Annotated in this window: 34 protein-coding genes; all 34 read right to left on the minus strand. The window is 35.2% G+C overall.

The window, feature by feature from the left end:
- Positions 1 to 4 precede the first annotated feature (4 nt).
- The 34 genes from OGY35_RS23805 to OGY35_RS23965 all read right to left on the minus strand — a co-directional run bounded on the left by OGY35_RS23805 (position 5) and on the right by OGY35_RS23965 (position 25,633).
- Positions 5 to 1,177 carry a tail fiber domain-containing protein gene (locus tag OGY35_RS23805; RefSeq protein ID WP_199997843.1) on the minus strand — a complete coding sequence of 391 codons (1,173 nt, stop codon included), beginning with the start codon at positions 1,175 to 1,177 and terminating at the stop codon, positions 5 to 7.
- A gap of 3 nt (positions 1,178 to 1,180) precedes the next feature.
- Positions 1,181 to 1,612, minus strand: coding sequence for a DUF2824 family protein (locus tag OGY35_RS23810; RefSeq protein WP_286633643.1), 432 nt, complete (start codon positions 1,610 to 1,612; stop codon positions 1,181 to 1,183).
- Positions 1,613 to 1,621: 9 nt separating this feature from the next.
- Positions 1,622 to 1,870, minus strand: coding sequence for a hypothetical protein (locus tag OGY35_RS23815; RefSeq protein WP_286633644.1), 249 nt, complete (start codon positions 1,868 to 1,870; stop codon positions 1,622 to 1,624).
- A gap of 19 nt (positions 1,871 to 1,889) precedes the next feature.
- Entirely contained in the window at positions 1,890 to 3,440 is a 1,551-nt protein-coding gene (locus tag OGY35_RS23820) for a hypothetical protein (protein WP_286633645.1), read from the minus strand.
- Between the two features lie 11 nt (positions 3,441 to 3,451).
- Entirely contained in the window at positions 3,452 to 4,258 is an 807-nt protein-coding gene (locus tag OGY35_RS23825) for a phage baseplate protein (protein WP_286633646.1), read from the minus strand.
- 12 nt (positions 4,259 to 4,270) lie between these two features.
- Positions 4,271 to 6,991, minus strand: a complete 2,721-nt coding sequence (locus OGY35_RS23830) for a tail fiber domain-containing protein (RefSeq protein ID WP_286633647.1) — start codon at positions 6,989 to 6,991, stop codon at positions 4,271 to 4,273.
- Between the two features lie 12 nt (positions 6,992 to 7,003).
- Positions 7,004 to 7,657 carry a phage adaptor protein gene (locus OGY35_RS23835; protein WP_199997837.1) on the minus strand — a complete coding sequence of 218 codons (654 nt, stop codon included), beginning with the start codon at positions 7,655 to 7,657 and terminating at the stop codon, positions 7,004 to 7,006.
- A gap of 74 nt (positions 7,658 to 7,731) precedes the next feature.
- A complete protein-coding gene (locus OGY35_RS23840) occupies positions 7,732 to 8,625 on the minus strand; it encodes an SU10 major capsid protein (protein WP_286633648.1) in 894 nt (297 codons plus the stop codon).
- Between the two features lie 115 nt (positions 8,626 to 8,740).
- Positions 8,741 to 9,772 carry a hypothetical protein gene (locus OGY35_RS23845; protein WP_286633649.1) on the minus strand — a complete coding sequence of 344 codons (1,032 nt, stop codon included), beginning with the start codon at positions 9,770 to 9,772 and terminating at the stop codon, positions 8,741 to 8,743.
- A gap of 5 nt (positions 9,773 to 9,777) precedes the next feature.
- Positions 9,778 to 10,014: a hypothetical protein gene (locus tag OGY35_RS23850; protein WP_286633650.1), complete on the minus strand. Its 237-nt coding sequence runs from the start codon at positions 10,012 to 10,014 to the stop codon at positions 9,778 to 9,780.
- Between the two features lie 34 nt (positions 10,015 to 10,048).
- On the minus strand, positions 10,049 to 10,330 hold the full coding sequence (locus OGY35_RS23855; RefSeq protein ID WP_286633651.1) for a hypothetical protein: 282 nt from the start codon (positions 10,328 to 10,330) through the stop codon (positions 10,049 to 10,051).
- Entirely contained in the window at positions 10,330 to 10,557 is a 228-nt protein-coding gene (locus OGY35_RS23860) for a hypothetical protein (protein ID WP_286633652.1), read from the minus strand. The genes OGY35_RS23855 and OGY35_RS23860 overlap by 1 nt, the downstream gene beginning before the upstream one ends.
- Before the next feature lie 102 nt (positions 10,558 to 10,659).
- Positions 10,660 to 11,370, minus strand: a complete 711-nt coding sequence (locus OGY35_RS23865) for a hypothetical protein (protein WP_286633653.1) — start codon at positions 11,368 to 11,370, stop codon at positions 10,660 to 10,662.
- Positions 11,357 to 11,764: a hypothetical protein gene (locus OGY35_RS23870; protein WP_286633654.1), complete on the minus strand. Its 408-nt coding sequence runs from the start codon at positions 11,762 to 11,764 to the stop codon at positions 11,357 to 11,359. The genes OGY35_RS23865 and OGY35_RS23870 overlap by 14 nt, the downstream gene beginning before the upstream one ends.
- A gap of 3 nt (positions 11,765 to 11,767) precedes the next feature.
- A complete protein-coding gene (locus OGY35_RS23875) occupies positions 11,768 to 13,966 on the minus strand; it encodes a portal protein (RefSeq protein WP_286633655.1) in 2,199 nt (732 codons plus the stop codon).
- Between the two features lie 9 nt (positions 13,967 to 13,975).
- Positions 13,976 to 15,541: a terminase large subunit domain-containing protein gene (locus tag OGY35_RS23880; RefSeq protein WP_199997828.1), complete on the minus strand. Its 1,566-nt coding sequence runs from the start codon at positions 15,539 to 15,541 to the stop codon at positions 13,976 to 13,978.
- A complete protein-coding gene (locus OGY35_RS23885) occupies positions 15,513 to 15,923 on the minus strand; it encodes a hypothetical protein (protein WP_199997827.1) in 411 nt (136 codons plus the stop codon). The genes OGY35_RS23880 and OGY35_RS23885 overlap by 29 nt, the downstream gene beginning before the upstream one ends.
- Positions 15,924 to 15,927: 4 nt before the next feature.
- Positions 15,928 to 16,194: a thioredoxin domain-containing protein gene (locus tag OGY35_RS23890; protein WP_199997826.1), complete on the minus strand. Its 267-nt coding sequence runs from the start codon at positions 16,192 to 16,194 to the stop codon at positions 15,928 to 15,930.
- A 16-nt stretch (positions 16,195 to 16,210) separates the two neighbouring features.
- The gene (locus OGY35_RS23895) at positions 16,211 to 16,708 is read right to left on the minus strand and encodes a hypothetical protein (RefSeq protein ID WP_199997825.1); all 498 of its coding nucleotides are present in this window, start codon (positions 16,706 to 16,708) and stop codon (positions 16,211 to 16,213) included.
- Between the two features lie 630 nt (positions 16,709 to 17,338).
- The gene (locus tag OGY35_RS23900; RefSeq protein WP_286633656.1) at positions 17,339 to 17,536 is read right to left on the minus strand and encodes a hypothetical protein; all 198 of its coding nucleotides are present in this window, start codon (positions 17,534 to 17,536) and stop codon (positions 17,339 to 17,341) included.
- A complete protein-coding gene (locus tag OGY35_RS23905; RefSeq protein WP_286633658.1) occupies positions 17,533 to 17,676 on the minus strand; it encodes a hypothetical protein in 144 nt (47 codons plus the stop codon). The genes OGY35_RS23900 and OGY35_RS23905 overlap by 4 nt, the downstream gene beginning before the upstream one ends.
- A complete protein-coding gene (locus OGY35_RS23910; protein WP_286633659.1) occupies positions 17,673 to 18,032 on the minus strand; it encodes a hypothetical protein in 360 nt (119 codons plus the stop codon). The genes OGY35_RS23905 and OGY35_RS23910 overlap by 4 nt, the downstream gene beginning before the upstream one ends.
- 91 nt (positions 18,033 to 18,123) lie before the next feature.
- Positions 18,124 to 18,468: a hypothetical protein gene (locus OGY35_RS23915; protein WP_199997821.1), complete on the minus strand. Its 345-nt coding sequence runs from the start codon at positions 18,466 to 18,468 to the stop codon at positions 18,124 to 18,126.
- Entirely contained in the window at positions 18,465 to 18,656 is a 192-nt protein-coding gene (locus OGY35_RS23920) for a hypothetical protein (RefSeq protein ID WP_286633660.1), read from the minus strand. The genes OGY35_RS23915 and OGY35_RS23920 overlap by 4 nt, the downstream gene beginning before the upstream one ends.
- Before the next feature lies 1 nt (position 18,657).
- Positions 18,658 to 18,825 (minus strand): hypothetical protein, encoded by a 168-nt coding sequence (locus OGY35_RS23925; RefSeq protein WP_199997818.1) that lies wholly within the window; start codon positions 18,823 to 18,825, stop codon positions 18,658 to 18,660.
- 120 nt (positions 18,826 to 18,945) lie between these two features.
- On the minus strand, positions 18,946 to 19,377 hold the full coding sequence (locus tag OGY35_RS24475; protein WP_320337779.1) for a class I SAM-dependent methyltransferase: 432 nt from the start codon (positions 19,375 to 19,377) through the stop codon (positions 18,946 to 18,948).
- Positions 19,325 to 19,675 carry a class I SAM-dependent methyltransferase gene (locus tag OGY35_RS24480; protein WP_320337778.1) on the minus strand — a complete coding sequence of 117 codons (351 nt, stop codon included), beginning with the start codon at positions 19,673 to 19,675 and terminating at the stop codon, positions 19,325 to 19,327. The genes OGY35_RS24475 and OGY35_RS24480 overlap by 53 nt, the downstream gene beginning before the upstream one ends.
- 239 nt (positions 19,676 to 19,914) lie before the next feature.
- On the minus strand, positions 19,915 to 20,220 hold the full coding sequence (locus tag OGY35_RS23935; RefSeq protein WP_199997816.1) for a hypothetical protein: 306 nt from the start codon (positions 20,218 to 20,220) through the stop codon (positions 19,915 to 19,917).
- A gap of 620 nt (positions 20,221 to 20,840) precedes the next feature.
- Entirely contained in the window at positions 20,841 to 21,128 is a 288-nt protein-coding gene (locus tag OGY35_RS23940; RefSeq protein ID WP_199997815.1) for a hypothetical protein, read from the minus strand.
- Positions 21,129 to 21,928: 800 nt separating this feature from the next.
- Positions 21,929 to 22,489 carry a hypothetical protein gene (locus tag OGY35_RS23945; RefSeq protein ID WP_199997813.1) on the minus strand — a complete coding sequence of 187 codons (561 nt, stop codon included), beginning with the start codon at positions 22,487 to 22,489 and terminating at the stop codon, positions 21,929 to 21,931.
- A 3-nt stretch (positions 22,490 to 22,492) separates the two neighbouring features.
- The gene (locus OGY35_RS23950; protein ID WP_199997812.1) at positions 22,493 to 22,960 is read right to left on the minus strand and encodes a hypothetical protein; all 468 of its coding nucleotides are present in this window, start codon (positions 22,958 to 22,960) and stop codon (positions 22,493 to 22,495) included.
- Between the two features lie 45 nt (positions 22,961 to 23,005).
- The gene (locus OGY35_RS23955; protein ID WP_199997811.1) at positions 23,006 to 23,392 is read right to left on the minus strand and encodes an HNH endonuclease family protein; all 387 of its coding nucleotides are present in this window, start codon (positions 23,390 to 23,392) and stop codon (positions 23,006 to 23,008) included.
- 74 nt (positions 23,393 to 23,466) lie between these two features.
- Positions 23,467 to 23,598 (minus strand): hypothetical protein, encoded by a 132-nt coding sequence (locus tag OGY35_RS23960; RefSeq protein WP_286633661.1) that lies wholly within the window; start codon positions 23,596 to 23,598, stop codon positions 23,467 to 23,469.
- 457 nt (positions 23,599 to 24,055) lie between these two features.
- On the minus strand, positions 24,056 to 25,633 hold the full coding sequence (locus OGY35_RS23965) for a recombinase family protein (RefSeq protein ID WP_286633662.1): 1,578 nt from the start codon (positions 25,631 to 25,633) through the stop codon (positions 24,056 to 24,058).
- Positions 25,634 to 25,964 lie beyond the last annotated feature (331 nt).

Below are 25,964 nucleotides of genomic sequence, written 5' to 3' on the forward strand. Positions count from 1 at the left end.
AATATTATTCCTTATTAAACTTTAGGTAATTAACCTTATAATAACCAGTTACAGGATCAATATGTACGGCGTCTGGATGTGTTAACATTACTTCTTGAGCAATTACACCATATGTATTTTGGAGTTTGGCTTCTTCAGGTGCTGAATCTTTCCATTCCCATGTATAGTAATTAATACCATTTTTATTACATACAAGTTTGATATTGTGCTTCAATCGTTTATCACTGAATTGGTTCATCATTCCACCAATACCTTGACCAATACCAACCATTTGACCCATTTGACCTAAACCACTTGAACCAGGTGTTTTCTGTGTTCCAGTTGATTGCCCACCCATTCCACCAATTGCACCAATAGTTGGTAGATAAGATTGGTTAATGAGATTGGCAAGGTAATCACGTTGACCAATTAGATCGGCCTGATTAGCACCAGTTATCATCTGATTAATATTTGCACCCTGTAGATAACCACCTAATCCACCCATTGCCGCATTACCATAGTTAGCACCTTGTTGGAATAGACTGTTTGCAGTGTTACCCATTCCACCAATACCTGCCATTTGATTTGCAACATTATTTTGGAGTGTATTACCAGCAATACCCAATGCTTGATTATAGGCATTACCCATGATGTTAGTTGCATTATTTGCCATTTGGGAATTGGCAGAATTAAGGGCGTTTGCCTGTGCAATACCAGCACGTGAAGAACCCATATTACCCGATGTTAGTGCACCTCTATCAATACCAGTTAGAGTTACATTATTAAGGGTATCCAATACACCCTGATTGGCTTGCTTGATTTGTTGATTGACTAAATCACTGTTATAGATATCTTTGGCAGCATTGGCAATATCACCAGTTGAAATATTCATTCCACCATTGGCAACATTACCATATTGATTCATGACATTAGTTAAACCAGATGTACCCTGATCCAATAGATTGTTTGTTTGATTGGCGATATTTGGAGATAGCTTATTAAGCTGATTCTGATACTGTTGATAGATTGAACCTAAATCACCAGTTGGAGATATATATCCTGCTTCTTTTTGTTGATTGTAGTACTTTGTGGCATCTTCCATTATTTGCTTGAGATAATCTTGTGATGGACCCCAAGGTGAAGTTGTACTTGAAGATGTAGATTTTTGTGTTTTTGAACCACCGAAAATTCCACCCATTTCTTAATTCCTTTTAATTGTTAAGGCCATTAGATGAAGCCCTTGTTCGTTGTCTGATTCCATTTCAAAGAAACCAATCATTTTTAGTACTCTAATAACATATTCAGTATTGGGTAATACCATTGTTAGAATTCCACAAAATGTAGTTTCTTCCGTTATAAATTCTTTAATTGCCTTGAGTGCATGAATACTATACTTTCGCATTGAAGGAAGGAAATAACAGTGAATTTCGGGTAGTAATCCATTATCACATTCATATATGTCTCTTACTTCAAATACTCCAATAAATTCCCCATTGTGACCTATTTGAAACAAGTATTTTGTATAGAATAGATGATCCAACCAGAATTCTTCACCTTCATTTAAATTATCAAATGTTCCTGTTCCAGCAAATACACTATCAAGCATATTTGGATCAAATGTTGTTATTTCCATATTTCTTCCTTAAGTTAGTGTTATTTTCATCCATACCTCATTAATAAGAATATATAATCCAGCACCTTTACCTGGATTCCATTTAATACCATCGGCATAATAAACATCAAAGTTAGTTAGTTTATTTGGTTCATTGAATGTAATTTCAGATGGTACATGCCTTGAAAGTTCATCCAAGGCATTACTTATTCTTTGAAGTTCATTATTAACATCGGTAATATTGGCGGCTTGAATTGGTACATATGTTCTTTTTTTCATAAGTATATTCCTTTATTATTTATCGAATTCCATTTGGTTCAAGTTCAATTTCAAAGGAAGGCATATCCCAATCAAGACCATCAAAGGATTCAAAACGAATACTTATATAACGACCAGTTACACGGAAATCAATTTTACGATCAGTTTTGATATTGAATTGTTTGGTCTTAGTCCATGTTGGTTCAATATAAGGTGATTCAGAAACACCAATTGTAATATTAATGATTCCTTCCCCTCTTACATGAGGATAAATGGATTTAATCTGTTTATGAGAAGTTGATTCAAAACCATAATCATCAAAGTCCATATAACGCTTTTCTGCCATTGCTGGAAGTGTATTAGCAGTTACAAGACCTTCATCAACTGCATAGAAACTTAGATTTGCTGAACTAACTACCAATGATTGTTTAATGAAGTCCTGACCAATACCATTAATTGGAACTTGAGAACGTGGATCAGTATTGATTACATAATCTTGAGCATTAATTACTTTATTCTTTTCCGATGGAATTACACCATATGTAATGGATGTTACACCATTCACATCACGATATACCCATGAGAGACTATCAAGACTTAATATTACTGCCCTGTTCAATGGTTGATTGATAGTACTTGGATATAATACCCATACTTCATTTTTCGCTGGATAATATTGCATAAGTACATCTTTGGTATTTCCCTGATTAATTACATTGAAAAGTTCCAATTTAATCTTGTTTTCAATTAAAGATGTAATCTCTTGGGTATTATGAAGAATGATATCATCGTTAGTTACTACGATATGACCTTTTGGAGTGGCAACTGCACATTCAGGAGAAATCAATGAAATGTTATCAAATATCTTTCTGAAACTGAAAATGGAATCACCACCTGTATATGTCATTAGATAGGCTTCACGAGTAGTATAGATAATCAGGAAATCATTATATGGAACCATATCAATAATCTGACTTTCACCCTTCATTTCTGATAAATCGTTAAAACCTGCTGAAGTACTTTGATCTGATGCATCCCATGAATTAGGTACTTCATTTGGTAATGCAATATTTGACCATCGAACACGTTGTTTAAATTCAACACCATCTTCAACCATTCCCCACGCAATAAGGAAGTTTTTAAAGCCAATCATCTTATTAGCTTTCCAATCGTGTTGAGCACCCAATTCATAACCCCATTTTGTTAGATCTTCAAAGTTTGAAGCATTACCTTTTAACATTTGGGGTGTATTGGTATTATTCACGGCAATTAAAATATCTGATAGTTCAGTAAAAAACCATTCATTGGTTGTTGTATAAGCAGTTGTACGGCTTACATCGCGATTACTGAATCCATCATCTACATATAATTTATCCTTAGTACCAAAATATATTAAACCATTCTTGGGATACATCTTATTAACTGTATCTTGTGATGGAACCATTACTTCAATGATATTACCCGATTTTCCAATGGAACCACGGCGTAGACTACAGTTTTTAATTGTAGTCCATGCATTAATTGGAGTTTCAAAAGATGGAATATCAGAGATCATACCAAATTGATTTAAATTTTTTACTGTTACGATCATAGTTATACCTCTTATGCAGTGCGGATCCAGATCCAGGCAACTTGATATGGTTGAATATTATTATGTGCTACACCTGAACCTGCTGTACCTGTTGCATATGGTCCATATTCCCCACTCGGTCCAGGGTTTACTGAACGACCTACACCAGCAGTTGTAGTAACAATGGATCCTGATGGATGGCTATGTGGTGCAAGTTCAGCAATTGTTAGAGCATGATTATATTCACCACCAGTTGCACCACCCGCAAAAGCACGTGATTCACCTCTTGTATCTGTACCTGTACCAGCACTTACTACAACACGTCCTGGAGCATATACAGCCCATGTTCCAAATCCAAATAAAGTACGCGGATTAGTACTAACTGAACCATTACTATATAAAGTCCCTCTTGGATATAAAATACCACCAACTAAGTTAACAATGGCATTGGCACCAGCACTACCTGGAGTTAGAGCACCAAATAAATTATTAACAGCGGCACTTTTATCAGGAATATCAGAAAGGTTTTTTGATAACATCGCATAACGAGTATCATTATAAGAACGTGGTTGAACAGCAGAAGCATTATCAACTGATGATACGTTCACAATTGAACAGTTTACAGCACTCCATTGGTTTGTAGAATATGCCCATTTATCTTTAAGATTGTTTAATTCATCACTACTGATTAGTGTTTGTTTGTTTAAGTTTGGAAAAGTTTGTTTAACTTCTTTTTTTACTTCCCTGATAGAATCATCCAATGTGCTTACAAAGTCTGTTCCATCAGGGATAGTAACAACCATATCTGAAATATAGTTACCATTATCCACTGATGCCATATTTTATTTTCCTTATTTTTTTAATTCATTTATTTGTTGTTGTAGATCTTCAACTACAGCCATTAGTTCTTTAATTGCTTGATGATGTAGAGCAGCAGAAACACCAATAGTATTTACGTTTAATACGTTCTCTACTGTTGTTCCATCTGGTAAATCTTGGTTGTAGTTACTTTCAGATACTGCTTCAGGGAAGATGGTTTGAACATCTTGAGCAACAAAGCCATAACCTTTAGAACCATCAACTTTATAATCCCATGTAACACCATCAAATGCTTTCATTAGTGTTAAGGCATTTTGAATTGGTTCAATGTTATCTTTGATGCGAATATCAGATGAGTTAATCCATGTTTTACATGATGCTGTACTATCAGGGTTAAACAAGAAACTTCCCATAGTAGCACCAGTTGTACTACGAACGTTTAATTGAGCACGTGCTAGAGATTGGTTAGCACTACGAACACCACCTAATATCCACGCACCACCGTACCAGTTACCTTGTACAACGTTAACGTAACTACCAGAACTTTGTCCACTTGGCATTGCTTGAATTAGAGCAGCGTTTTGTTCTGGACCCATTGATTGAACTATACCACCATTTTGTGCTGATAGTGATTTAGAATAAAAATTAGAATCAGTGGTTAACAAACTATCATTAGTTCGTATTTTGTATCCATCGGTACTTGGTAGAGTTAATACACCATCATTACCAAATAACCATTCACTAGATTCACCTTCTTTGTTACTTGCTGCTACACGAGCATGAGCATATTGAACATTTGATGTAGAAGTAAAATTACGAGCACTAAAACTTGCTTCAGCATACTTTTCAGTACCGATATTGTATACAGACTTAAGTGAACCACCATAAGTAGAAGTTCCTACAGGTGGAACTACATCATCAGTGTTAATAACACTAAATTCAGTCTTAGCAGCAGTAAAGTTACCACTAGCACGAATAGCCCATACACCAGCAGCGTTATTAGGACGTACTTCATCAGCAGAACGACCATAAGCAGGATGAGAACGAGAAGCATCGAAATTAATATATGAGTATCGGTTAGCGGTACTTGTAGCACTCGATGTAACAAATCCATTCATTATTTCACTACTGTTAATAAACAGTGAACCTACCCCACTAGAAAATACGGCTCTACCATTAGCATCAACCGCACCAGATTTACCAGTAATGTTTGGAGCACCGTTTAGGAATGTGTATCCAGGTACGTAGTAACCACCACCATCACCACGGAAGAACAATCCAACAATAGAACTTGGTCCAGTAAATCCATCAACACCATTCTTTTGAACACCGTTCATATCTGGTACACGGAATGTAGTTGAACCATCACCAGTTGAGTACATCGCACGTTTATTGGTACTTGCTATCCATTCAGAATCAGCAATTGGAGTTGTTGCTTGAGCATAAGTCCACAAATCAGGCCATTCATCACGTTTTAGTAATTGACCATCAGCAAATACTTGATCACTAGGTAGGTAAGCACGACTTAGATATTGTTGTAGTGAACCAATAGCAAAGTTAGCAACACCAGTCATGTTAGAACCACCACCACCACCTGCTTTCCATTGACGCATAGTTACAGCATCAAAATCACCAACACCATCAGAACCCAAACGTAGAGCACCACCAGATAAACCAGTTAAGTTAGTAATAGAACTGTTAATACCACTTTCAGCAGCACCAATATTAGTTCTTGCTACATTAATATCTGCTACATCACTTAAATTATTATCAATAGACAATGCTGGTGCGTTGATAACATTTTCAATACCTAAATTAGTCTTTGCTATCGTAACATCTGGTAAATCTGCTAAGTTTTCAGACTTTAAAAGAACATCTTTTTGAACAGCAGCATCTTGAGCAACTTTAGCCCAATGGTGAGAACTGTATAATCCTGTCTCTACTGCACCATCCATCTTTTCAGCCCAATCTTTAGCCTTTAGTTCACTTGCTTTGGAATTAGTTTCTGATTGTTTAGCAAGAAATTGTGATTGAGCAGCAGCATCACTATTTGTTTTAGAATTAGTTTCTGATGTTTTGGCATTGGTAGCATTTAAAGCAGCATTGGCTTCTGATTGTCCAGCCTTTGTAGCACTAGTGGAAGCATTAGCAGCATATATAGATGCGTTACTTTCAGACTTTTGAGCATTAGAAGCACTTGTAGCGGCATTAGTTGCTGAAGTCTTGGATTGACCAGCATATGTTTTACTTGATTGATCCTGACTGGCAACCAGCGTTGGACTAATAGCCCATTGTTGAGCCAATGTTGAACTATTAGCACTATTAGTTGCGTATGTACCAGCAGCATCACGGAATGTCTTAGCATCACTTGCTGATATTGCTGCTGCCGCAGCATAACCATGTGCTTCATCTATTTGAACCTGCATATCATGATCAGCAGCTTCAGCACGATCAGCAGCAGCAGAAGCGGCAACCATATAATCATTGGCATCATTTGCGTAATTAATGGCAGTTTGAGCACTTACAGCAGCATCAGCAGCTTCTTGTGCGGCCTGACCTTCTAATAGTACTACATGTGCTTCTGATTGTTGGGCTAATGCAGCGGCATCTTGTGCTTCACTTGCCGCATAGATGGAATCATCAGCGGCTTTTTCAGAACGTTTAGCAGCAGCTTCAGCACGATCAGCACTTTCAGAAGAACTAATAATATTAGTGGCATCATCATTTACGCGATCATTGAATAATCCTGGCATTTAAATTTCCTTTTAAAAATAATGTTGTAATCTTGGAACATCACACATTGCTATTGTTGTACTTCCCTGGAATTCTTCACGCTTAATCTGTTCATTTAGATTTGCTAAAATAGTTGATGCGTTTTGTGACCATGCAGCGGATTTATCAGGTTGACCATCGAATAGGAATGATTTTGCGAGTGAAGAACATAATAGATAATCACTCATTACTTGTAGATAGAAGTTATTGTTAACTATATTTCCATCTTTATCTGTACTACCTAACTTTGGTGGAGAAGAATAGAAAACAAATTCAAAGTTGGTATCTTCTGGAACTGATTTATCAAGATAAAAATCTGGACCCAATGCCCCAAAATATTGTGGATAGTTTGTATTATTATAAGACTCATAGAGAATTTCATATGGTTTGCGGTAGAGCATTACACCCAATGCCAAGTTTCTGATGCTGTAAATCTCAGTCATTTCTAATGGTGCTGGAATACGGTTTAATCCTGCCTTTACCACGTAGTTTTCAACTACCAATGCTGCCGGATGGCGTAGTAATTTATCAAGTTCATCTTCAGCATTACTAACCCAATATGGAATATTTCTATTTAATGTCTCTTCATCGCGGTTCATATAATCCTTAATGGATGTATATAAATCATTTACAGTTGAAAAAGCCATTGTTTATACCTTATGAAAAAGGGGAAAGGGTAAACCCCCTTCCCCCATGTGGATTGATATTTTATTAATTGTTATTAACCAACTTTCACATTAGTGATAATGCCACTACCAAAGAAGTTCTTGTTAACAAGACCACATTCAACAAGAATTTCACGACGATCAGCATCACCAGTTTTTGCAATTTCAATGGTCTGCCAAGGGCGATATTGTGCAAGTTGCCACATTGAAGGATCAATAATTGCGATATCACCAACTTGAGTAGTTGGATCATATTTCATGAATAGATCCTGAACGATTTTCAAGGTGAAATAACCGTTGTGGAATACTTCAACGTAATCTTCAACTTTAGTACCGTTACCAATATCACGATATACACGTTCAGCTTGATATAGATTACTAATCACTTTCGCAAGTGCTGGATGGCATAGTACAACAGTTGGTTGTGCACCAGCTTCCAATAGTTGAAGGGATAGTTGATCAAGGTCTGCTTTAACAATAGAAGCAGATGCTTTATCCATTACAAGACTTGCATCAATTTGAGATTGTAGAGAACCTAATTTACCAGTATCACCAACACGGCTTGTTGCTTGACCGCCAAGTAGAATGGATTCCAAATCACGCTTCATGGATTCAGCTTTTAGATATACTTGATGTGCCATGCGTTCAGTATGACCAGCAAGATAATCAAACTGAGAAGTACCACTTAGACTTACATTTTTGGTTAATATTTGGGTGTACCCGTCTCTTTCGGTAAGGTAGTTGGAAATTCCATCAACAAAGTCGGCACCTTCAGCAGCGGCGTTATTGATATCAACTGGATCTAATTGTTCTTCAGTCCAGAAGAAGTGAGGGTTATTAACCTTGCGGGAACCAATCATTGTTAGGAATGGAGTTTTCTTTGGAGAGATGTTAGAAACAACGTCAGATAGGTCTTTATATTGACCAGTTTGTAGAGAATATTTATTCATTGCGAATAATCCTTAGTGAGATATATCCCCTATAAAGTACTTAGGTAGAATTACCTTGTTTGAATGAGTACTTTTAGAAATGTAGGGGATGGAGAGTTTATATTATTTATGAAAATTAAAGTAGATTACGAATTAAGGCAGCACCAGCAGCACGAGCTTCATCGGGATTTTCAGATTGCATACGTTTCAGATTAGTTTTGTAATCTTTATCTTTCTTGGATTCAGATGAAACTTTCTGATTTTTAGGAAGGGATTTAGCTTTCTTGGTAATTGTAGTTTCAGCAGTTTTAGCTTTAGTTTTAACTTTATTATAAGCCACTGCATCCATAATAATTTCCCAAGCACCGATATCAGTCATGGACATTACCATATCTTGGGTAAAACCTTTAGACTTTAGATATGAATCCATTTCTTGAATAGTACTATCACCTTTAAAATCACTGCGTGTATTACCTAATTCTTTAAAGATTCCATTAATTGCTTCAATTGAGTTTTTACGGAATGCTTCACGAGATTGTTCAATAATACTATTAGCCATATGATATTCTTGCTGAACTGCTTTATATTGAGCTTCGAATTGTTCAGCTTCTGCTGGAGATACATTTGCCTTTAGGTTATTCCAACCACCAAATTGTTCTACAACATCTTGGAATTGCTGCATCTTGTTAATGGCATTAAATTGAACTGCTTCACTACGTTCAATAGATGTACGAAGTTCAGATTCCAGTTCTTTACGTGTTTTGGATAGTTCCTGAGTCTTACGGGTATAATCTTGTTGACGCATAAAGCCACTTTTGAGATCGCCTAATTTAACTTTGGTTTTCTCACCGTCGATAATTACTGATACTTCAGATTCATCATCATCTTCAACGTCTTGAACTTCAGGTTCATCATCAGTTTCTTCATCATCTGCGGTTGATTCCTCTTCTTCAGTTTCTTCTACTTCTTCTTCAACATCGTCATGTTCAGATTCAGTATCTTCCACTTCATCAGATTCCTCTGGTGCTTCCTCGGTTTGAGCTACTTTTGCTTTTTCCTTGTTAGGAGTGCTTTTTTGTACATCATTACCACTAAGGATAGCTGTAATATCTGCTACGGCTTGATCAGCCGATTGATAATCTTTTTGTTCGTCGTTCATGGAGTCCATTTAGGTTATTCCTTTTCTTCATTAATTTTTCGTTTTTCATTTTCTGATACTAAAGCTTTTACTTTAGCTTTAATTCGTTGAAGGGCATGATAATCATGATAGGATTGTATAGCTTGTTCTTCAGATTTAAAGGATGCTTTACTAATGTCTTTCTCTATTTCATCGAATAGATCATTTAATATATTTATATTTACTTCTAACTGCTTAAACTTTCGTATTTTGTCTTGATCAATATCAAACATATCATGCCCTTTATATTATTTATTTATCATTTATTTATGGTGTATTATCATAACCAAAGGCAATTTTTACCTGATTATATGCACCATTTTTAATGAACATAGTATTATTATTTATATCAAATGTATTATATTCCCATTGATTTAGTTTAATACCATCATTGGTAGTACTTGATTCAGATCGGAAAAATACATCTGCATTTGATTTATTCTGAAGATAGATTGTCTTAATTCCTGCTGGGACAATAATTTGTTGTTCCTCTTGAGAATTCAAAACAATATCATTCTGAACTTCAATTGCTGAATCAATTGTTAACATTATTTACCCCTTCCAGATTTCTTCATTCCAGTTTTCATTGTTTTTGCTGGCATTGTCTTTTTAGGAGTTGCTTTTGCTTTGGGTTTAGTTGTCCCAGGTTGTCCAGCATGTTTGGAAATTTCAATTGCTTGCATTTGGGCTTTGGGGATTACCTTACCCTTCCAAGCACTTGATTCAACTTTATATTTACCGGTATTTTTACCAGATGTAATTTTTTTGTATGGCATAATTATTTATCCTCAATTGTAAGTAGTACTTGTGTAAATATTCCTTCACTCTTATCTGTATCTTGGGGAACTATTCTATATGTGATAGTTCCACCTAATGATTCAGGATGAATTGTTATATGCATAATCGCTTTGATCAACAATTCCATCAGGTGTATATGTCTGTGTAATATGAATGGTACTTTGATCTGTGGTATCATAATAGTTTGTTGTAGTGATATTTGGAGCAGAATAAACATGTTCAACGGTAATAGTATAATCATCTGAATTAGGAGAACTATTAGTTGCAGATTTCCAAAAATTGTTTTTGGTTGATGGTCTTGGATTATCTGGATCTAGATAGCTATAAACCGCATTTGGAAAACCACCCTGATTAATGGTGTGGAATGTAGTTTTACCTTCACCAGTTGCTACACCATTTTCAATACCAGTTCCTTTAGACATTGAATCGAATTGAACAATACTATCATCACGTGGAGTAAGTGTTAGTAGTTGTTTATTATAGATTGCTTGTTTAGGTTTATGACCTTGGGGCAATACAACTAAACCGGAAGTAACTTGTACAGGATCCCCAACATGAACGGAATAATCTAGTACAGAATCCTGAACAAAACATACTGTACCAATATAATCACCAACTTTTTTTTCAACTGTGGAACCATCCCAATTAGTGATAACAATACGGATATGTCCATCTGGCAGTTCATAATTTTGATTATTCAAACCAACATAATTACCATCTTCATCATCGCCAGTTGCACGGGAATTATAAGAATCTATACACATCCAACCACTATATCTATATTGGAGCATAACCCGACTCATTAACGGCAAAATATTCAAGCTTGGCATATTCAGCATTGGCTGGAGAAACATTAACGGTGAATGGTTTCCAGTTGAATATAGTTCCTAGATTACGATATGGTTCATATGTATCAACAGTAAATGATTGAACGTTAATATGTGCAGGTGGTACAGGTGAACCATCTTCAATGTGTGCAAATGGTTCAACTGTTATATATACCGATTTATAATCATTGTTAAAGAACTGAATGGTCATATCATCTGAAGTCTGAAATTCAGTTAACTTGAATCCTTCCATACTTCCCGTATCATTCAGATAGATATATTCACTTGCCGTCTGAACAATAGACTTTGCTGGAACGGCTATTGAAGTATTTGATTGTGGCTGAATTTCATATTTCATTTATTAGACTCCATTAAACAGGTTTTGTCCTGTTGAGATTTCGTATTCAGTCTGTGTATCTTTACGCATTTGTTCATGTGCCATATTTTGCATTTTGGCGATTGTCTCTTCTTCTTTACGAAGTTGTTCATCTGCCATTTGTGCCATTTTCGCATTTTGATATTCAACATCAGATTGTGTTTTAGCAGTCTTATTCTGAATGTCCTGAACTTGGATCTGACTGGCAATAACCTGTAGAGATTTGTTTTCCGTTGTTAATTGCTGAAGTTGGGCGGTCATCTGCTGCATTTGAGCATTCATTGCTTGCATCTGTTGCATCATTTGATCCTGTATCGCAATTTGCTGTGGATCGGGTAGATAAGCTGGGATATCAACAATGTCCATTAGTTCATAGGCAGTTGTTAGAAGTCCTGCCATTTTATCAGCCTTGGCAAGTTTGGAAACTTCACTTCCCGGTTGAGCATTGGCAAGAATATTAAACAAACTTAGATATTGATTGGCCTCTTCAATTTTAGCATTTCTACCTAGTGGTGTTTTAATCTTAATATCAAGTTCTCTAGGCCAGGTTGTCGGATTAATAAAAATTGGATCGGGTACTTTATCATCATACAAATGCCATGAATCAATTTCAAGACGTAGCATTGTATAGACTTTACGAATTAATGGAATAATTGCTGATTGTAATAGATTGGTAATTATATCTTTTTGTACCTGTTGTTCCTTACTCATTATCATTCCAGCGGAAATAGTACTTGCACCAGCACTTAAGGCATCTGCCAATACACCTTGCCCTGTGTAGCTCATGCCCGTTCCATTTTCACGCATAGTTTCAAGGAAGTTTAGCATTTCAGGTGTATTACCCGTATTTGCCGCCATTTGAATTGGCTTAATGGCCTCTGTACTTTCTGCGGCAATACCACGACCTGGACGGAATTGAAGTACGTCACGTTCATTATCAATGGCATCACGCACATAGATAAATGCTGGAGAGCTTGCCATTTGGTTATAGATGAAACTTTGACGGAATAAGCCAGTTTTGGCACGTTGAATATCTTTGGTTCGGTCAACCATTCCATCACCCCAAAAGATATAAGGTGTTGTATATGCTGATGTACCAATGTAGGGGATGTAATCAACTTCTTCAACATCCATGATAATCATACTGGAATAGAAGATACGGTATAGCTTGGAAATACCAATACTATCTGATTCAAATTCAGTTCCTTCAGATGTAGTTTCAACTGAACTTCTCATATAAAGTTCATACACTTCAACAAGACGCTGTGAATTATCAACACCAGTTGTATCAAATGTAGAGTTCATGAATTCATCAACACGTGTTAGGGATGCAATGTTAATCAGGGGATCATAACTACCATCCTGTTGATCATATACTTCCTGTACCTTTTCTGGATCCAATCCCATTTCCAGAAGTTCAGAGAAAGTTAACATTGATTTATGTCCAACAATACGGGATTCTTCAATGCTGCGAGCGTCTTTATTAATGATGAAGTTATCTGGTTTAACATTATCAATCTTAATGGTCTTGCGTAGTACTTTCTCTTCAATATAACCACTGTATAATTCAACCTGTTCAGCCATAATTTCTACATCATCAAGTTCAGGATTGAGTACAACACCACCATTGATGATTTTCTTCTTATCAGTGATTTCAATTTCAGTACGAATCTTTTTATTCAGGCGTTCAGCTTCTGCATGTAACTGTTCTTCCATTAGAGTAATTGACATTGGATCGGCATCTTTGAAATAGTGTTTATTCAGTTCCACAACTTCCTGAATACGTGGACGTAGAATACTATTACCCGATACAAAAACATCCATGAAGAAATCACGATAGATATCATGACGATTATTATCTTTATCAAATATGGAGTTCATTACCTGGTTAATACATTTCAACACCAATGGATTACTTACACCATGTGGAATAATTTCAAGTGTATCATTGGCAGTAAATGCATCCATACATGAGGCAACATATGCGTCTGTGGTTGCCTGACATGTATTATCAACAAATGATGGTTCATTATCCCTTGGAGCTGGCATATTGCGATGGTAGTATTCCCAATTTTCCGCAACACGTGGACGAACGGAAGCATCAAGAAATGATTCACATTGTGAGACTTCATACTGAACCTGATGTAGTAACGCCTGTTCAATATCATCTTTATTCTTTTTCATTTATTATCCTTAATAATTTGACTTCCTTGTATCAAAGTCATTCCAAATATTCTGGTTGTATCTTTCTTTGTCTCTTTCCGTTTCACCAAATTTATCAATTGCCATTAATGCATAACGAGCAGCATCAATATAGTGATCTGAACCTGTGAATTTATTCTTTTCATCATAGGCATATTGATCAAATTCACGAAGGAATCCTAAACAGTTAGGATGAACTTTAAAGCGTCCAGATAACATAAGTTCACGCATATATGTTATTCCCGCTTTAATTGTTCTGTTCTTCCCTTCCTTATCAAAGTACCAGTTTGCGGCATCTTCTTTTAATACCTTCATACCAGCACCTTCATATATGGAACGATAGGTAACACCCAAACCGCGATCAGCTTTACCATCTTTGGGTAGTATTGCGGGAATGAATTTCTTCTGTAATGGACGGATCTTGGATGCACAAATAATGGCTTCAGTTTCTTCAAAACCTTCTTCATGATAAAGATAGTAGATTCCAGTTTCTGGATCCTTTGCCATGAAAAGAAATGTAGTTGAATCTCTATAACCTAAGTCAACACCAATCAGGCGTTTCCAGTTCATTTTAATTTCTGGAGTAACTTCAATGATGGATTCTTTAAGTATTCCAGCAAATACCATTCCTGCACCAGCACTTGGAATTCCCTCAATACGGAATTTTGCTTGCCACGGATCAATACTGGAAACCATTCTTTTCTTTTCTTCTTCTGTGAATTGTCCCGAATCCCATAGGGTTACATGGATTAATCCAGAATGATAACGACCAGCAGTAATATTCCCATCTTCATCATATTCTGTTTCATTCCAGAATTGGGAAATAGTTGGATCCATTCCCATTTCGGGCGTTGCCACATATAAAACACGTGCCGTGTTATTTCCATTTCTATCTTTGGAAGTCCAACCACGTGTTACAATCTGCTGGAATATATTTTCGGGACATTGTTCATCAAGTAAGGCAAAATCAATGGTAGTACCCATGATGGTTTTATCATCACCTGAATATGCGGCAAATGATATCTTGGAATCTCCATCATATTTACCAGTGGAATCATAATGCCTTACTGTCATGTATTCCAAAGTATTACGCATACCAGATTTCAATACTGAAGTTACAATATCCTTCTTGGGGATCCAACCTGTACCACGTCTATCTGCTGAACCACATACAAGTTCCTGTATCGCTTCAGGACGAGCTAACTGACTCCAGTCATATCCAAGTACCATTACGTGAATGGGCTTGTCATAACGCATTCCAGCCCAATCATGGGGATATCTTCCCGTTGCATGTACAGATGCTTCATAGGATGCAAAGTAACTCTTTCCAAGACGGTTTGCCGCACATACCATTCTATATGGTTCAGTCTTGCCTAAAGTAATTGCTCTGGCTTGCCATTTATCCGGTACAAAGAATAAAATCTTGTTTTCTTCAATGTATTGATCCCTTACCTGTAGATATTTCAGAAGTGATTTCTTTTCTTCATCATCAAGTTCAGCAAGAAAGGAATCAATATCTTCAATATCATCAAGCAGGTTTAGATTCATCTGGATCATCCCCTTTCTTCTTAGCCAATGCTCGTTTTGCTAATACGGCCTTAATTTCTTCTTCAACGTTCAGATCAAGTTCAACTTTGCGATCCTTCTCTTTTACAAAGAATGGTGAAGTAGTTCGTGCCAAATCATTTAGATGTTTTACTGCCCTTTCATATTCAGGCGAATTAACACCAAATTTCTCTGCAACTTTAAGATAATCTTCATAGACGTCATTAGTTGCACGAAATAGTATTTCAACTACGGATAGAAAACCTTCACGACATAGTTCATTCTGAATAATATCAGCTTCAGGTGAGATAATTCGTTTGGATGCTTTTACACGGTCTGAACGTTGTTTTTCGCGATGTTCGGATGTTAGTATATTTTTTTTATTACTTGCCATTATGTTATTCCTTAGTTCGTACAGTCCAGCCATTGATATGACAAGGACGATCAATTATTCGATTTAAATCATGGGATGAAATACCTGCATGTTGCTGAAAGTACTTAACGATTTTCACCTTCTCCACAACTGCTACTTCCTTTCCATCTTTGAATACAATGTATGATGGAGTATCGGCAACAGGTTCATGAATTAATTGGGATTCAATTTCGACTACAGTCTTCTCAATTGTTTCTGTGAGTGATTTTGCGAGTTTTGTTTTGCGTACCATATAAGTTCCTTGTGAGTTATAAGTAGAGATTCCATCTGTAACTATCGGGAATTTCGTGAAGGGTGTTTATGTACATTCCCAATGGAGATGGATGTTTTAATTTGTATGTTCGAAATCCTGGCTTTGTATAATCTATCTGAAGTTGTACTTCATCCTGAACTATTTGATGTAGATTTGGATAGAAGAGAACACAATAAACATCATTACCCGTAATTCGTATTCTTCTGTTCCATGTCCTGGATTCCTTCATTGCATAGGGATCATTGTTGAATTCTTCTTTCAAGTAGATATTGGCAATGGCATTGGCAAGTATGATTATGTCCATCAAACAAATAACTCCCCTGTTATTGATATAATCAAGGGCGTATCTATGGGCACATTTATTTGAGTAGAAGAATTTATGTGCTTTATGTAGGTTTATTGTTCCATCCCTAATGTAGGGTTCATATTTGGGATCTAATCCATCTCTAATCAATTTTGACAAATAATATTCATTTGTTTTTGTTGATTTCATGGTGATGTTTATCCTGGTGAATGGTTGATGTGTGAAAAGATTTAAATGTTGTATGGTGGTTCTATCGTTAGATTCATCTTTCGCGAGTAAGCGAGCAAGATGGAAATGTATTGTGAGTGGTTTTCATCCTTGAGAGAGGATGGAAATGTTGTATATAAAAATAAAAATAAAAATGGGGCTATGTACTATAGATATATAGCAACCTGGCAAATCTGCGGAGTGGGGGTATGGTTAGTACTCAATCCTGAATTCCATATTGGATGTAATAAAATATTTCTATTAGTACTAAATCATTTCAATCAGCGTATCAATCATGGTGAATGCAATGGTTCGCATAACAAAGATTATGTTAAATGGTGTGGATGTGTATGATAAATGTACTCTCCCCTACCCTATCGTTGGAAAAAAGTATTTAGTACTAATGCCCCCGATTTGTATGATGAATTTATATCTCGTAACGGGGTGCAAGTACAGGACTACAAAAAATTGAAACAATATTTCATTACTAACATTTCAATCCTTCCTCAAGGATGCACACCATTCATCATATATATCTAACGATAGTTCAAAGATATAACACATAACATTTCCATCCTCTCTCAAGGATGCACACCATTTATAATACATTTATTAATCTTTATGAAACTCAATCCTTTTATCATCATCATTCATAATATTAGTTTGTAATTCTTTCCATGCTTTGTATCGTTCATGTTTAGCAAAATCAATAATGAAAAGATTTTGTATTGTTAGTGATTTAAATAACTTCAGACATTCATAATCTGATAGTGAATCTAATTCTAAATCTTTAGTACTAATTATTTTCATACATATACCTTATTACCATCTTCGTTGATATAGTATTTATATCCTTTCTCAAGTGCATTATCTCTTTTCATTTCTTCACGCTTATGTTTATCCATTGCTTCTTTGTTCTGTTTTGTATAGTGATATTCTTTTAGTTTCATTCTTCAATCTTCCTTAATAGTTCTTGTACTCTGTAGGGTAAATCCATTGCACCATCTATCAGTTCCTTATAGAGTTCATTCAGGTACTTTATATGTTTGCGTTCTGATTGGTAGTTAATTAGATTAATCTTTGTTTTCTTACCAATTTGAAGTGTTCCCATTGTTGGTGATAGTGTGATGTATTTATACCTAAGTACTACATTATGTTCATCAATGAATATATTTATATTATTATTGCCATTGGGAAGGATTATTTCTGCGGCAAGAAGTTTATCTTTTCTTGAGGATTCATAACCGGATGTTTCTTCATTGGTAATGATTGTTGTGCCTTGGGTGAAGTGAAGGAAGCATTTCATGGGATACTCCTGTGTGGTTGTATCTATAGGAGTATTTATATGGAAAAACCTATTAGAACTAAGTGCTGTAGTTGTAATGGGTTCTTGGGGATTATTTTACTTGTTCTATTTGATTCATAATTTCTACAATTTTATATACATCATATTTTGCCGTTGAATTTAGTTCATATAGTTCTTCTTCAGACATTGATTTTAGATCTGGAATTTCTTCAACTTTATTACGTTTAGCGGCTTCACCAAACAATTGTTCATAAGTTAAGCACATTATTGTATACATACTATCATATTGTCTTTCGGTCATTGGTCTTGTATAGAAATCTTTAAAGTAAACTTTCTTATTTGTATCCGTGTAATGGATGATAAATTCATCTTCATCTGTCCATCCACGATAGATAATTGCATTCTTTTTTGGGTGGTTATATTGTTTGATATTCATTTGTTTTTCTCCAATAGTTCATTGCGTATTTGTTGCACTTGTTTATATGTATGGGTAACACCATCATAATCACTCAGGGGGATTTTATTCATTGGGTCAATGGTCATTAGTACTCTATCATCCCATTCTTTAATTTCGGCTTCAATGAAGTGAACATGATGTCGGATGTAATATTTAGTTGTTTTCATATTAGTTTCCATTAACTAATTTACTGAATTCTTCATTGGTTAGTTCGGCGTTTTTATATGTATGGTAATCTACAATGGCAATTGATGTTCCATCTTCATATGTAACTTTCTTCAATGTTGTTAGTCCATCGTTGGTAATTGTGTAATAATTATTTGTTGTTTCTTTCATTTCTTTATTCTCCATATAGTTTAATTTAGTGAAGCATCATTGGGGAAATCGAACCCCACACTTATTGGTAGGAATCCATCAGGCTAACCTTTAGATGATGCGTTGTTACATATCTATTTATCACAAATTAGTACCGTCATAATCAACACATACACTTTCCGTAATTATCTTTGTCCCATTCCATTCATCCTTATAGATGGATGTATCAATGCCACAACCTGGATGAAGTGTTAAGCCCGTTTGAATATTGAACTTGTGATATTTGGCAGATGGCATGGAGTTGTCATAGTACCTGTTACCCGAATATTTGAAACCTGCTGATCCTTGGGGAACAATGTAAACGCCCATTGATGCAAATGACTTTGCATGAGTTATTATCTTATATTCAAATTCAGAGCCTGTATAATCGCCTGTACGGGCTTCTGAGGTGTTTATCTTACCAAATGGGGGATTACCATAGCTAATGTCATAGAATTGATTGGGGACGTATTGAAGGGCATCAGTTGTGATCCATTCTGCCTGAGGTAATACTCTCTTTCCGTATTTTGACATATTCAGGATTCAGTTCAATACAGGTAATGTGCTCGGGATCATTCCAGTGCCAATTATAGAAGGATAAAGTACCAATACCTGCACATAATTCTATTGATGTTTTATGCCTTCCAATGTCAATGGTAAAGTCCCTTGCTAACATTGGGGGTGTGAAGAATGCCCCCGTTGCCCCAATGCCATCACCCTTATAATTTTCTAGTATGAATAGTTGTTCATCAAAGGTTAGTGCCTTATCTGAATGAACTAAATCCATTACCTGTTGATGTAATTTTGATTGTGCCTTAGTTATTCTTGCCATTAGTTACTCCATACAAATCATCTTGAGTACCTGATAATACTCTTCATCGTTTAGGTTCATCTTGGGGATATCGGTTAGTTTGTATGAAGAATGTGCCAAATATAGGTCAACACGTTGTATCATATTTAATTCTGGACTATAACCAAAAGTTTCAACATGTTCATCTTCTTTTATAATTTTAAATTGATATAGTCTTATAATATTATTCAATTTTACTTTTGATATATGTATATATTCAATCATTCCACTTCTCCATTCCATATTTGTAATTGCACCTGTCGAATCTTATCAATATCATAATCGGCAATTAGGCTAAGTTGAAAGTATTCTTCTTCTGTCAGTGATGGTAAGTGTGGGATTGGGATATTTCTATATGAATAATTCCATATTTGAAAACCAGGTAGTTGTTTTATATCATTTTCATTTAATAATATTCTATATGTCCATTCATCCTTATTGTGATGAAGTTCTTCTCCATCTTCCCATCCCCAAAAGATGTATTCATTATGGGTTGGATGGTCTATCCATTTCCTGAATATCTTCACACCACACCCCCAATTACAAGGGTAGCAATGCTTAGTCCAATGAATACGGGAATGCTGTTAAAGGCAAAGAGTGCGATTAGAGCCGATGTGAACAGGGTGTAGATCATTTTTTTATTCTCCCTGTTCTTTATAGATTAGTGAAATTGCCATTATTAGTATTATATGTAGTGTTGTGTAGTTCATAAGCTTATTCTCCAATGTAGCTTGTTTCTGTATAGTTATTTATTAATTCTGCGGTAAAACTGTCAGTTACCAAATTCATCTCTTATATTACGTAGTACTTTATTATAGATTCCATTGTGACTTCCATAGATTTCACTCAGGATATCAATCAGTATCTGATAGGTGTTTTCGTATATCATTTCTTCATCTTCCCCTTTAACCATTCATTGTTTATTCTCCATTTTTATATACAATAGATACTTTATCTTTTACGGGTTGATAACTTACAAGTTCAATATCATCAATATCTTCAACCGGGGGATTTCTAAGTTAATAACCATCAGGTAGTGTATATAATCCATCGGGATAAATTACGAATATACTTTTTTCATTGGTGATTTTTTCCGTTGTGCAGTAATGAAACATTGCACGATATTTTACATAGAATTCCTCTTTCATTATAAAACCTCCTGTATCATACTTTCTAATTTTACTATGTATTCTAATTCTTCCTCTGTGAAATCATCACATACAAGCATTCTTTGAAATATTGCCTCTTCAATTCCATCTATATGCATTGGAGTATGTTCAAATTCCAGTTGTGCATGACCTCTTTCTTGAGATTTTATTACCAACCATTTATTATCATTCAAATAGTATTTCATTCCAAACTTATGTAATCCATCAATATATAAGATGGCATTTACTGATATATCTTCATATCTATAAAGTACATATTCTTCCATTATTTTATAATCCCAATTTCATAATATCGTTTAAGTTTCAATAGTACTCTTTCCATTGCTGCATATTCTTCAACGTGATCCCTTAGTGTGGATTGTTGGAACATGTTTTCTTCGGAGTAATCAAGGATTGGAATGTTCTATCCATGATTGATATATTTCGTTTTTGTTAAGCTGTTTTAATTTAAAATCACACGTATCATAAACCAAATGAATAGTGTAATTTTGTATATGTATACATCTAAGTTCATTATCTATTTCTATTAATTCAATATCCATTCTGTAATCTCCTGTAGTACGTTTATTTAGTTCCTAATGCCTTTGTACTCACTCAAACGGAAAACGGCTTAGAATGCGTCTGGTTGCGTTTAAACGGGTACATCGGGCGGGGGCTGCGTGGCGTGGCATAACTCACGAATTAGATCCCCAATCAGTAATGCCTTTCGGCTTTGGGGTTCTACTTCAAGAGGGGATCGCCCAAATCAGTATTGGTTTTGTAGTAATGGAAACTACTAACAAAAAGAAATCACTTCGGGCGGTTTGGAGCGGTTCACCGCGAGAAATCGCAAGATGTCAGTTTAATTTGTTTATTTCTTTTTAATGGCTGTCGCCTTGTGCGGCAGACATTTGAACGAAGTGAACAGATTTGGATGTGTTGTTAGATCCCCTTTAATTATAATATAAGTGTCGCTTTTTATTTGCGATTTACACGAAAACACATTATATAGTGTGTATCTGCTGTGATATACCACTAAATGTAGTGATCTTCGTTTTGTAAAAAACGTGCCAAAAGCGACACACATTTATTTCAATGACTTCCACATTCTCAAAAGTTCTTCTTCTGTAATGCCGAATTCCTTCATGCGTTGAAGTGCTTGTTTATGTGTCTTTTTACCTGTTACCTGCTGCACTGGTACGGCACTAATCAAACTATTAATTTCTTCTGAAGCAGCTCTGATAGCATGACCATAACGTTCATATGAGCGTATATCATGTGGTTCTAATGTATTATCGAATAGTTGAAGGTACTCTAAATTATAATCACCATCAGTAATTTTATTAGTATTGATTACCTTTCTTACTAATCTATTCTCTCTACCTTTGTACTTTTCCATTAACTTCTCACAACATTGTTCAGACTTGAAATTATCAATGATTCTTTGTACTTCTTTGTTTGTAAGTTCATCAGCTTCTTTTAGTACTATAAACATATATAAGGCGTTTAATCCTTTTGATGAAGATGATAAGCCTGTGTACTTATGTTTCATGATGATATCTTTGATTTCAGCGTTATCATGAAAGTCATTGATGTTTTTATCCTGCATATATTGTTTTACTGCTTTGTTATCTAATCGTTTTGTCATTTCTTAATCCTTTATATTTAAATATGATGTTGTTTTAATACCATTGAACTTCCATACCATTCTTGTTTGAATTTCTTCAAGTTCATAAAAATCAAAATATTGATAATCCTCTCCATATTCTGTATTGTTCCATACTAATGATAATTGAAACTTTTCATCTTCTGGCATTTCATATAGATTTGGAAGTTCTTCTTCCATTCCAAAATTAGTTAATTCAAACTTATATAAATTTTTAGAGTTATAATCTACTGTCATTGATATATTGGCAGATTCAACACGAACTAAATGTTTATCATATTTTGGATCAAGTTTTTTAGTAGTTACAATACGTTTTCTGTTCATATCAAAATAACTATAATCTTCTTGATATCCAAGTGCTTTAATTTCTTTAACTGCTTTATATATATACCAATAATCAAAACTTCCAGTGAATGCAGTTACTTCATATTCTATTTTTAATTCCATTTCCATTATCTCCAAAGTTGGGGTAGTACTTAATCATACTACCCATTATTATTACTTCTTATGCTTTCCACGCTGGGATAGTGAATCAAGTTCAATATTGTCCCATGAGTTATTATACTTCTCATTGTCGCTATGGTCTGCATCACAACCATTTGCCATTTTTCCAAACTTAAACAAGGCAATCCATTTATGAATTGGTTTAGTAACTTTCTGACCATTGAAACGAAGTGTATATTGTTGATAGCCTTTTCCATCCCCTGAACTATTTTTAGGATTGATATACTTCTTAAGTACTTTACCAGTTTTATCATTGGTAATAGTTCCATCGAACTTACTTAAGGTATAGTTCCCAATACTCACATAGTTATCATATTCAAAGTAAGTTACCGGAATTACTTTGTTTAGTTTTGGCATGTTGATTTCTGTTACTCTTTTCATTTGTAATACTCCATTTAGTAATATGCCCTTCCTGGGCTTGAATTGTAGTTTTACGATCTACCAACGTTTACTTCTTACTTCTTATCCATTGCTTCTTTAATTAGCTGTTGAATAACTTTACTATATGTACCCTTACTTTCTAAAAATTTCTTTTGTTGTTCAGTAATGCGTACAGTTATTGTTTCTGATTTAGATACTTTTTTCATTCTTTTTCCTCTATTATATTTATCAATATGTCTTACATTTATCTTCAAAGTAAAAAAAGACGCGGTAAGAAGGAGGAGCTTACCGCTAATCTTAACTACTATTGGAGATTTTATATGACTAACTACTATTATTTATTAAAGTTTTGGAAAATGACATTGAAATGAAACGCTCATGTATACTATATATCACATGATTTTTGTTTTATTCATATTTATTTATCATTTTGAAATGCAAACAGGGGGCAAAAGCCCCCATTTTGTTATATTATTTTTTGATATAAAACGGATTATATATGAATTTTTTTGCTATCGAATAATATTTGGTGGTGCTTTATATGCTTCTTGTGCTTTAGTCATTGTCTTAATCCCCTTGTTTATTATGTTTGGGACTCTATGATATGCCCATTTTTTTATTTCTTCAATGGGCTTTCACATATTTTTTATCAGTCAATACTTTTTAGATAATATCTTTGAATACTTTCTCAGATACTTTTTTCCAATAGTTCATTGCTTCCATATCTGGATTACCGGAAATAGTTCCATCCAAGTTCATGTTACTTACAGATCTTAGTTCAGTTGTAAGTTCATTAGTTCCACCTGTACCAGTTCTTACACGTTTAACATCAATAAGTACAAGATGCCGTGTTACTTCAGTCCAGTAGTGGATACTACAGTAAATTATGTATGTACTTTTAGAAGTATCTACGCGAACTGTCTCAATTTCCCTGATTAACTTCTTCATTCTGTTATTCAGTTCAATCCGATAATCCACATCAAAATCTAGTTTATCATCGTTATAGGTAAACTGTACATCCTTGGGAACATCAACGGATTTTAATCTTATTGTTAGTTCTTCCTGTTCCTTTGTGATTACTTCAAGTTCATCCAGGATAGCAAACTTTTCATGTCTGCTTGCCTTGCTCAATCTTTCCCTGAACATTCCAATGTCTTTCTCATTCTGGATCCATTGGCTGCGTAATACCTCTACATTGTTATCAACCTTGTTATATATATCTGAAAAATCCAATCTCTTTATTGCTGCAAGTAATGGCCTTTCTAACGCATTGTAAGCAATTCCAGGAGCACTACAGGCTTTATCATTACGCTTCCCAAGGCAGACTGTATAAAGTCCCCCATGACTGTTACGCTTCGTTAAAATGGCCTGTCCACATAAAGGGCAACGGGACATACCCGCAAAGATATTCAACATGTTCTTCTGATGCGTCTTTCCCTTTGTACCATTCACTGCTTTAAGAGCCTGTACACGCTCATAGAGAGCTTTATCAATGATTGGAGGATAGCGGGCATCATCGGCAGTTCTCTTGTCTGATAACGCTCTGAGAACGCTTACAAGCGTCCATTGTTTACCATTGTCCGTTTTGCCATAGTTTCTAACTATCGTTGCTGGATTGATACCATTGACATAATCGTTATACATACGCTGAATCGCCTTGGCAGTGTCATTTGGTCTGTATGAAAGAACATGATCAATTTCTACAACATCGAACCATCTTGGACGAACACGTGAAACCTTCCCATATCGATTGGCATGGCTTTTCTGCATCATTATTGATTTACGCTTGGATTCACCGTTTGCCCTGTTAATCTGCATTGTTAATACAGTAATACTTTCTGGAATGAATCTTGAATAGGTCATTCCAGTTTCAATTTCAAGTATTGTTGTCCCTCTGTTAATCATTCCAGAAATTATTTCAACGGCCTGAAATGGATCCAGGCGTGTTAGGCGGTCTATGTTTTCCACAATCAATACTGAATCAGGATAAACACCATCCATTACTTTCTTTCGGTATTGTCCCAACTTAGTTTTTATATTCCAGTTCTTTCCCCTGAATGCAGAATTACCTTCTGCAACCATTTGTGTAATGTTATCAACATCCAGTTCAAACTGTAGACGATGATCAAGAGTAAGATAACTAATGAACTGTTCAATGGTGTTAAGCTGGCGTTGAATACCAAAACCATCAACCTGTTTAATGGTACTAATACGGGCATATGAAAAAACTGGTACTTTCATAATCTACATCCAATAGAAAAGGGGATCGCATGATCCCCATTGTAAAACATTAATAGCAGTTAGTGTAAGCAGTGTTACCAACATAAGTTGTGGTGCAAGTCTGCGAACCACTGGAAGTATTGGTATTGGTATAAGTGCTGTTACCAATCTGTTGTGTTGTGCTGGATACCGTTCCACCATTGGAATCTGTACCATTACAGAAAGTACTATTGCCAACTTGAGTACACATTACACCAGCTTTTACAACTGATGCCATTGACATTGTGATGCATAATGCGATGAATAATTTTTTCATTTAATTTACTCCATAGTTATAAACATTATAGATGAT

The organism is Citrobacter sp. Ct235 (genome assembly GCF_030332305.1).
Lineage (GTDB): Bacteria > Pseudomonadota > Gammaproteobacteria > Enterobacterales > Enterobacteriaceae > Citrobacter_A > Citrobacter_A telavivensis.

Excerpts from the sequence above, each read along its gene's own strand:
- OGY35_RS23805 (WP_199997843.1), bottom strand. The coding sequence starts at position 1,177 with ATGGGTGGAATTTTCGGTGGTTCAAAAACACAAAAATCTACATCTTCA.
- OGY35_RS23810 (WP_286633643.1), bottom strand. The coding sequence starts at position 1,612 with ATGGAAATAACAACATTTGATCCAAATATGCTTGATAGTGTATTTGCT.
- OGY35_RS23815 (WP_286633644.1), bottom strand. The coding sequence starts at position 1,870 with ATGAAAAAAAGAACATATGTACCAATTCAAGCCGCCAATATTACCGAT.
- OGY35_RS23820 (WP_286633645.1), bottom strand. The coding sequence starts at position 3,440 with ATGATCGTAACAGTAAAAAATTTAAATCAATTTGGTATGATCTCTGAT.
- OGY35_RS23825 (WP_286633646.1), bottom strand. The coding sequence starts at position 4,258 with ATGGCATCAGTGGATAATGGTAACTATATTTCAGATATGGTTGTTACT.
- OGY35_RS23830 (WP_286633647.1), bottom strand. The coding sequence starts at position 6,991 with ATGCCAGGATTATTCAATGATCGCGTAAATGATGATGCCACTAATATT.
- OGY35_RS23835 (WP_199997837.1), bottom strand. The coding sequence starts at position 7,657 with ATGGCTTTTTCAACTGTAAATGATTTATATACATCCATTAAGGATTAT.
- OGY35_RS23840 (WP_286633648.1), bottom strand. The coding sequence starts at position 8,625 with ATGAATAAATATTCTCTACAAACTGGTCAATATAAAGACCTATCTGAC.
- OGY35_RS23845 (WP_286633649.1), bottom strand. The coding sequence starts at position 9,772 with ATGGACTCCATGAACGACGAACAAAAAGATTATCAATCGGCTGATCAA.
- OGY35_RS23850 (WP_286633650.1), bottom strand. The coding sequence starts at position 10,014 with ATGTTTGATATTGATCAAGACAAAATACGAAAGTTTAAGCAGTTAGAA.
- OGY35_RS23855 (WP_286633651.1), bottom strand. The coding sequence starts at position 10,330 with ATGTTAACAATTGATTCAGCAATTGAAGTTCAGAATGATATTGTTTTG.
- OGY35_RS23860 (WP_286633652.1), bottom strand. The coding sequence starts at position 10,557 with ATGCCATACAAAAAAATTACATCTGGTAAAAATACCGGTAAATATAAA.
- OGY35_RS23865 (WP_286633653.1), bottom strand. The coding sequence starts at position 11,370 with ATGCTCCAATATAGATATAGTGGTTGGATGTGTATAGATTCTTATAAT.
- OGY35_RS23870 (WP_286633654.1), bottom strand. The coding sequence starts at position 11,764 with ATGAAATATGAAATTCAGCCACAATCAAATACTTCAATAGCCGTTCCA.
- OGY35_RS23875 (WP_286633655.1), bottom strand. The coding sequence starts at position 13,966 with ATGAAAAAGAATAAAGATGATATTGAACAGGCGTTACTACATCAGGTT.
- OGY35_RS23880 (WP_199997828.1), bottom strand. The coding sequence starts at position 15,541 with ATGATCCAGATGAATCTAAACCTGCTTGATGATATTGAAGATATTGAT.
- OGY35_RS23885 (WP_199997827.1), bottom strand. The coding sequence starts at position 15,923 with ATGGCAAGTAATAAAAAAAATATACTAACATCCGAACATCGCGAAAAA.
- OGY35_RS23890 (WP_199997826.1), bottom strand. The coding sequence starts at position 16,194 with ATGGTACGCAAAACAAAACTCGCAAAATCACTCACAGAAACAATTGAG.
- OGY35_RS23895 (WP_199997825.1), bottom strand. The coding sequence starts at position 16,708 with ATGAAATCAACAAAAACAAATGAATATTATTTGTCAAAATTGATTAGA.
- OGY35_RS23900 (WP_286633656.1), bottom strand. The coding sequence starts at position 17,536 with ATGAAAATAATTAGTACTAAAGATTTAGAATTAGATTCACTATCAGAT.
- OGY35_RS23905 (WP_286633658.1), bottom strand. The coding sequence starts at position 17,676 with ATGAAACTAAAAGAATATCACTATACAAAACAGAACAAAGAAGCAATG.
- OGY35_RS23910 (WP_286633659.1), bottom strand. The coding sequence starts at position 18,032 with ATGAAATGCTTCCTTCACTTCACCCAAGGCACAACAATCATTACCAAT.
- OGY35_RS23915 (WP_199997821.1), bottom strand. The coding sequence starts at position 18,468 with ATGAATATCAAACAATATAACCACCCAAAAAAGAATGCAATTATCTAT.
- OGY35_RS23920 (WP_286633660.1), bottom strand. The coding sequence starts at position 18,656 with ATGAAAACAACTAAATATTACATCCGACATCATGTTCACTTCATTGAA.
- OGY35_RS23925 (WP_199997818.1), bottom strand. The coding sequence starts at position 18,825 with ATGAAAGAAACAACAAATAATTATTACACAATTACCAACGATGGACTA.
- OGY35_RS24475 (WP_320337779.1), bottom strand. The coding sequence starts at position 19,377 with ATGTCAAAATACGGAAAGAGAGTATTACCTCAGGCAGAATGGATCACA.
- OGY35_RS24480 (WP_320337778.1), bottom strand. The coding sequence starts at position 19,675 with ATGGCAAGAATAACTAAGGCACAATCAAAATTACATCAACAGGTAATG.
- OGY35_RS23940 (WP_199997815.1), bottom strand. The coding sequence starts at position 21,128 with ATGGAAGAATATGTACTTTATAGATATGAAGATATATCAGTAAATGCC.
- OGY35_RS23945 (WP_199997813.1), bottom strand. The coding sequence starts at position 22,489 with ATGACAAAACGATTAGATAACAAAGCAGTAAAACAATATATGCAGGAT.
- OGY35_RS23950 (WP_199997812.1), bottom strand. The coding sequence starts at position 22,960 with ATGGAAATGGAATTAAAAATAGAATATGAAGTAACTGCATTCACTGGA.
- OGY35_RS23955 (WP_199997811.1), bottom strand. The coding sequence starts at position 23,392 with ATGAAAAGAGTAACAGAAATCAACATGCCAAAACTAAACAAAGTAATT.
- OGY35_RS23960 (WP_286633661.1), bottom strand. The coding sequence starts at position 23,598 with ATGAAAAAAGTATCTAAATCAGAAACAATAACTGTACGCATTACTGAA.
- OGY35_RS23965 (WP_286633662.1), bottom strand. The coding sequence starts at position 25,633 with ATGAAAGTACCAGTTTTTTCATATGCCCGTATTAGTACCATTAAACAG.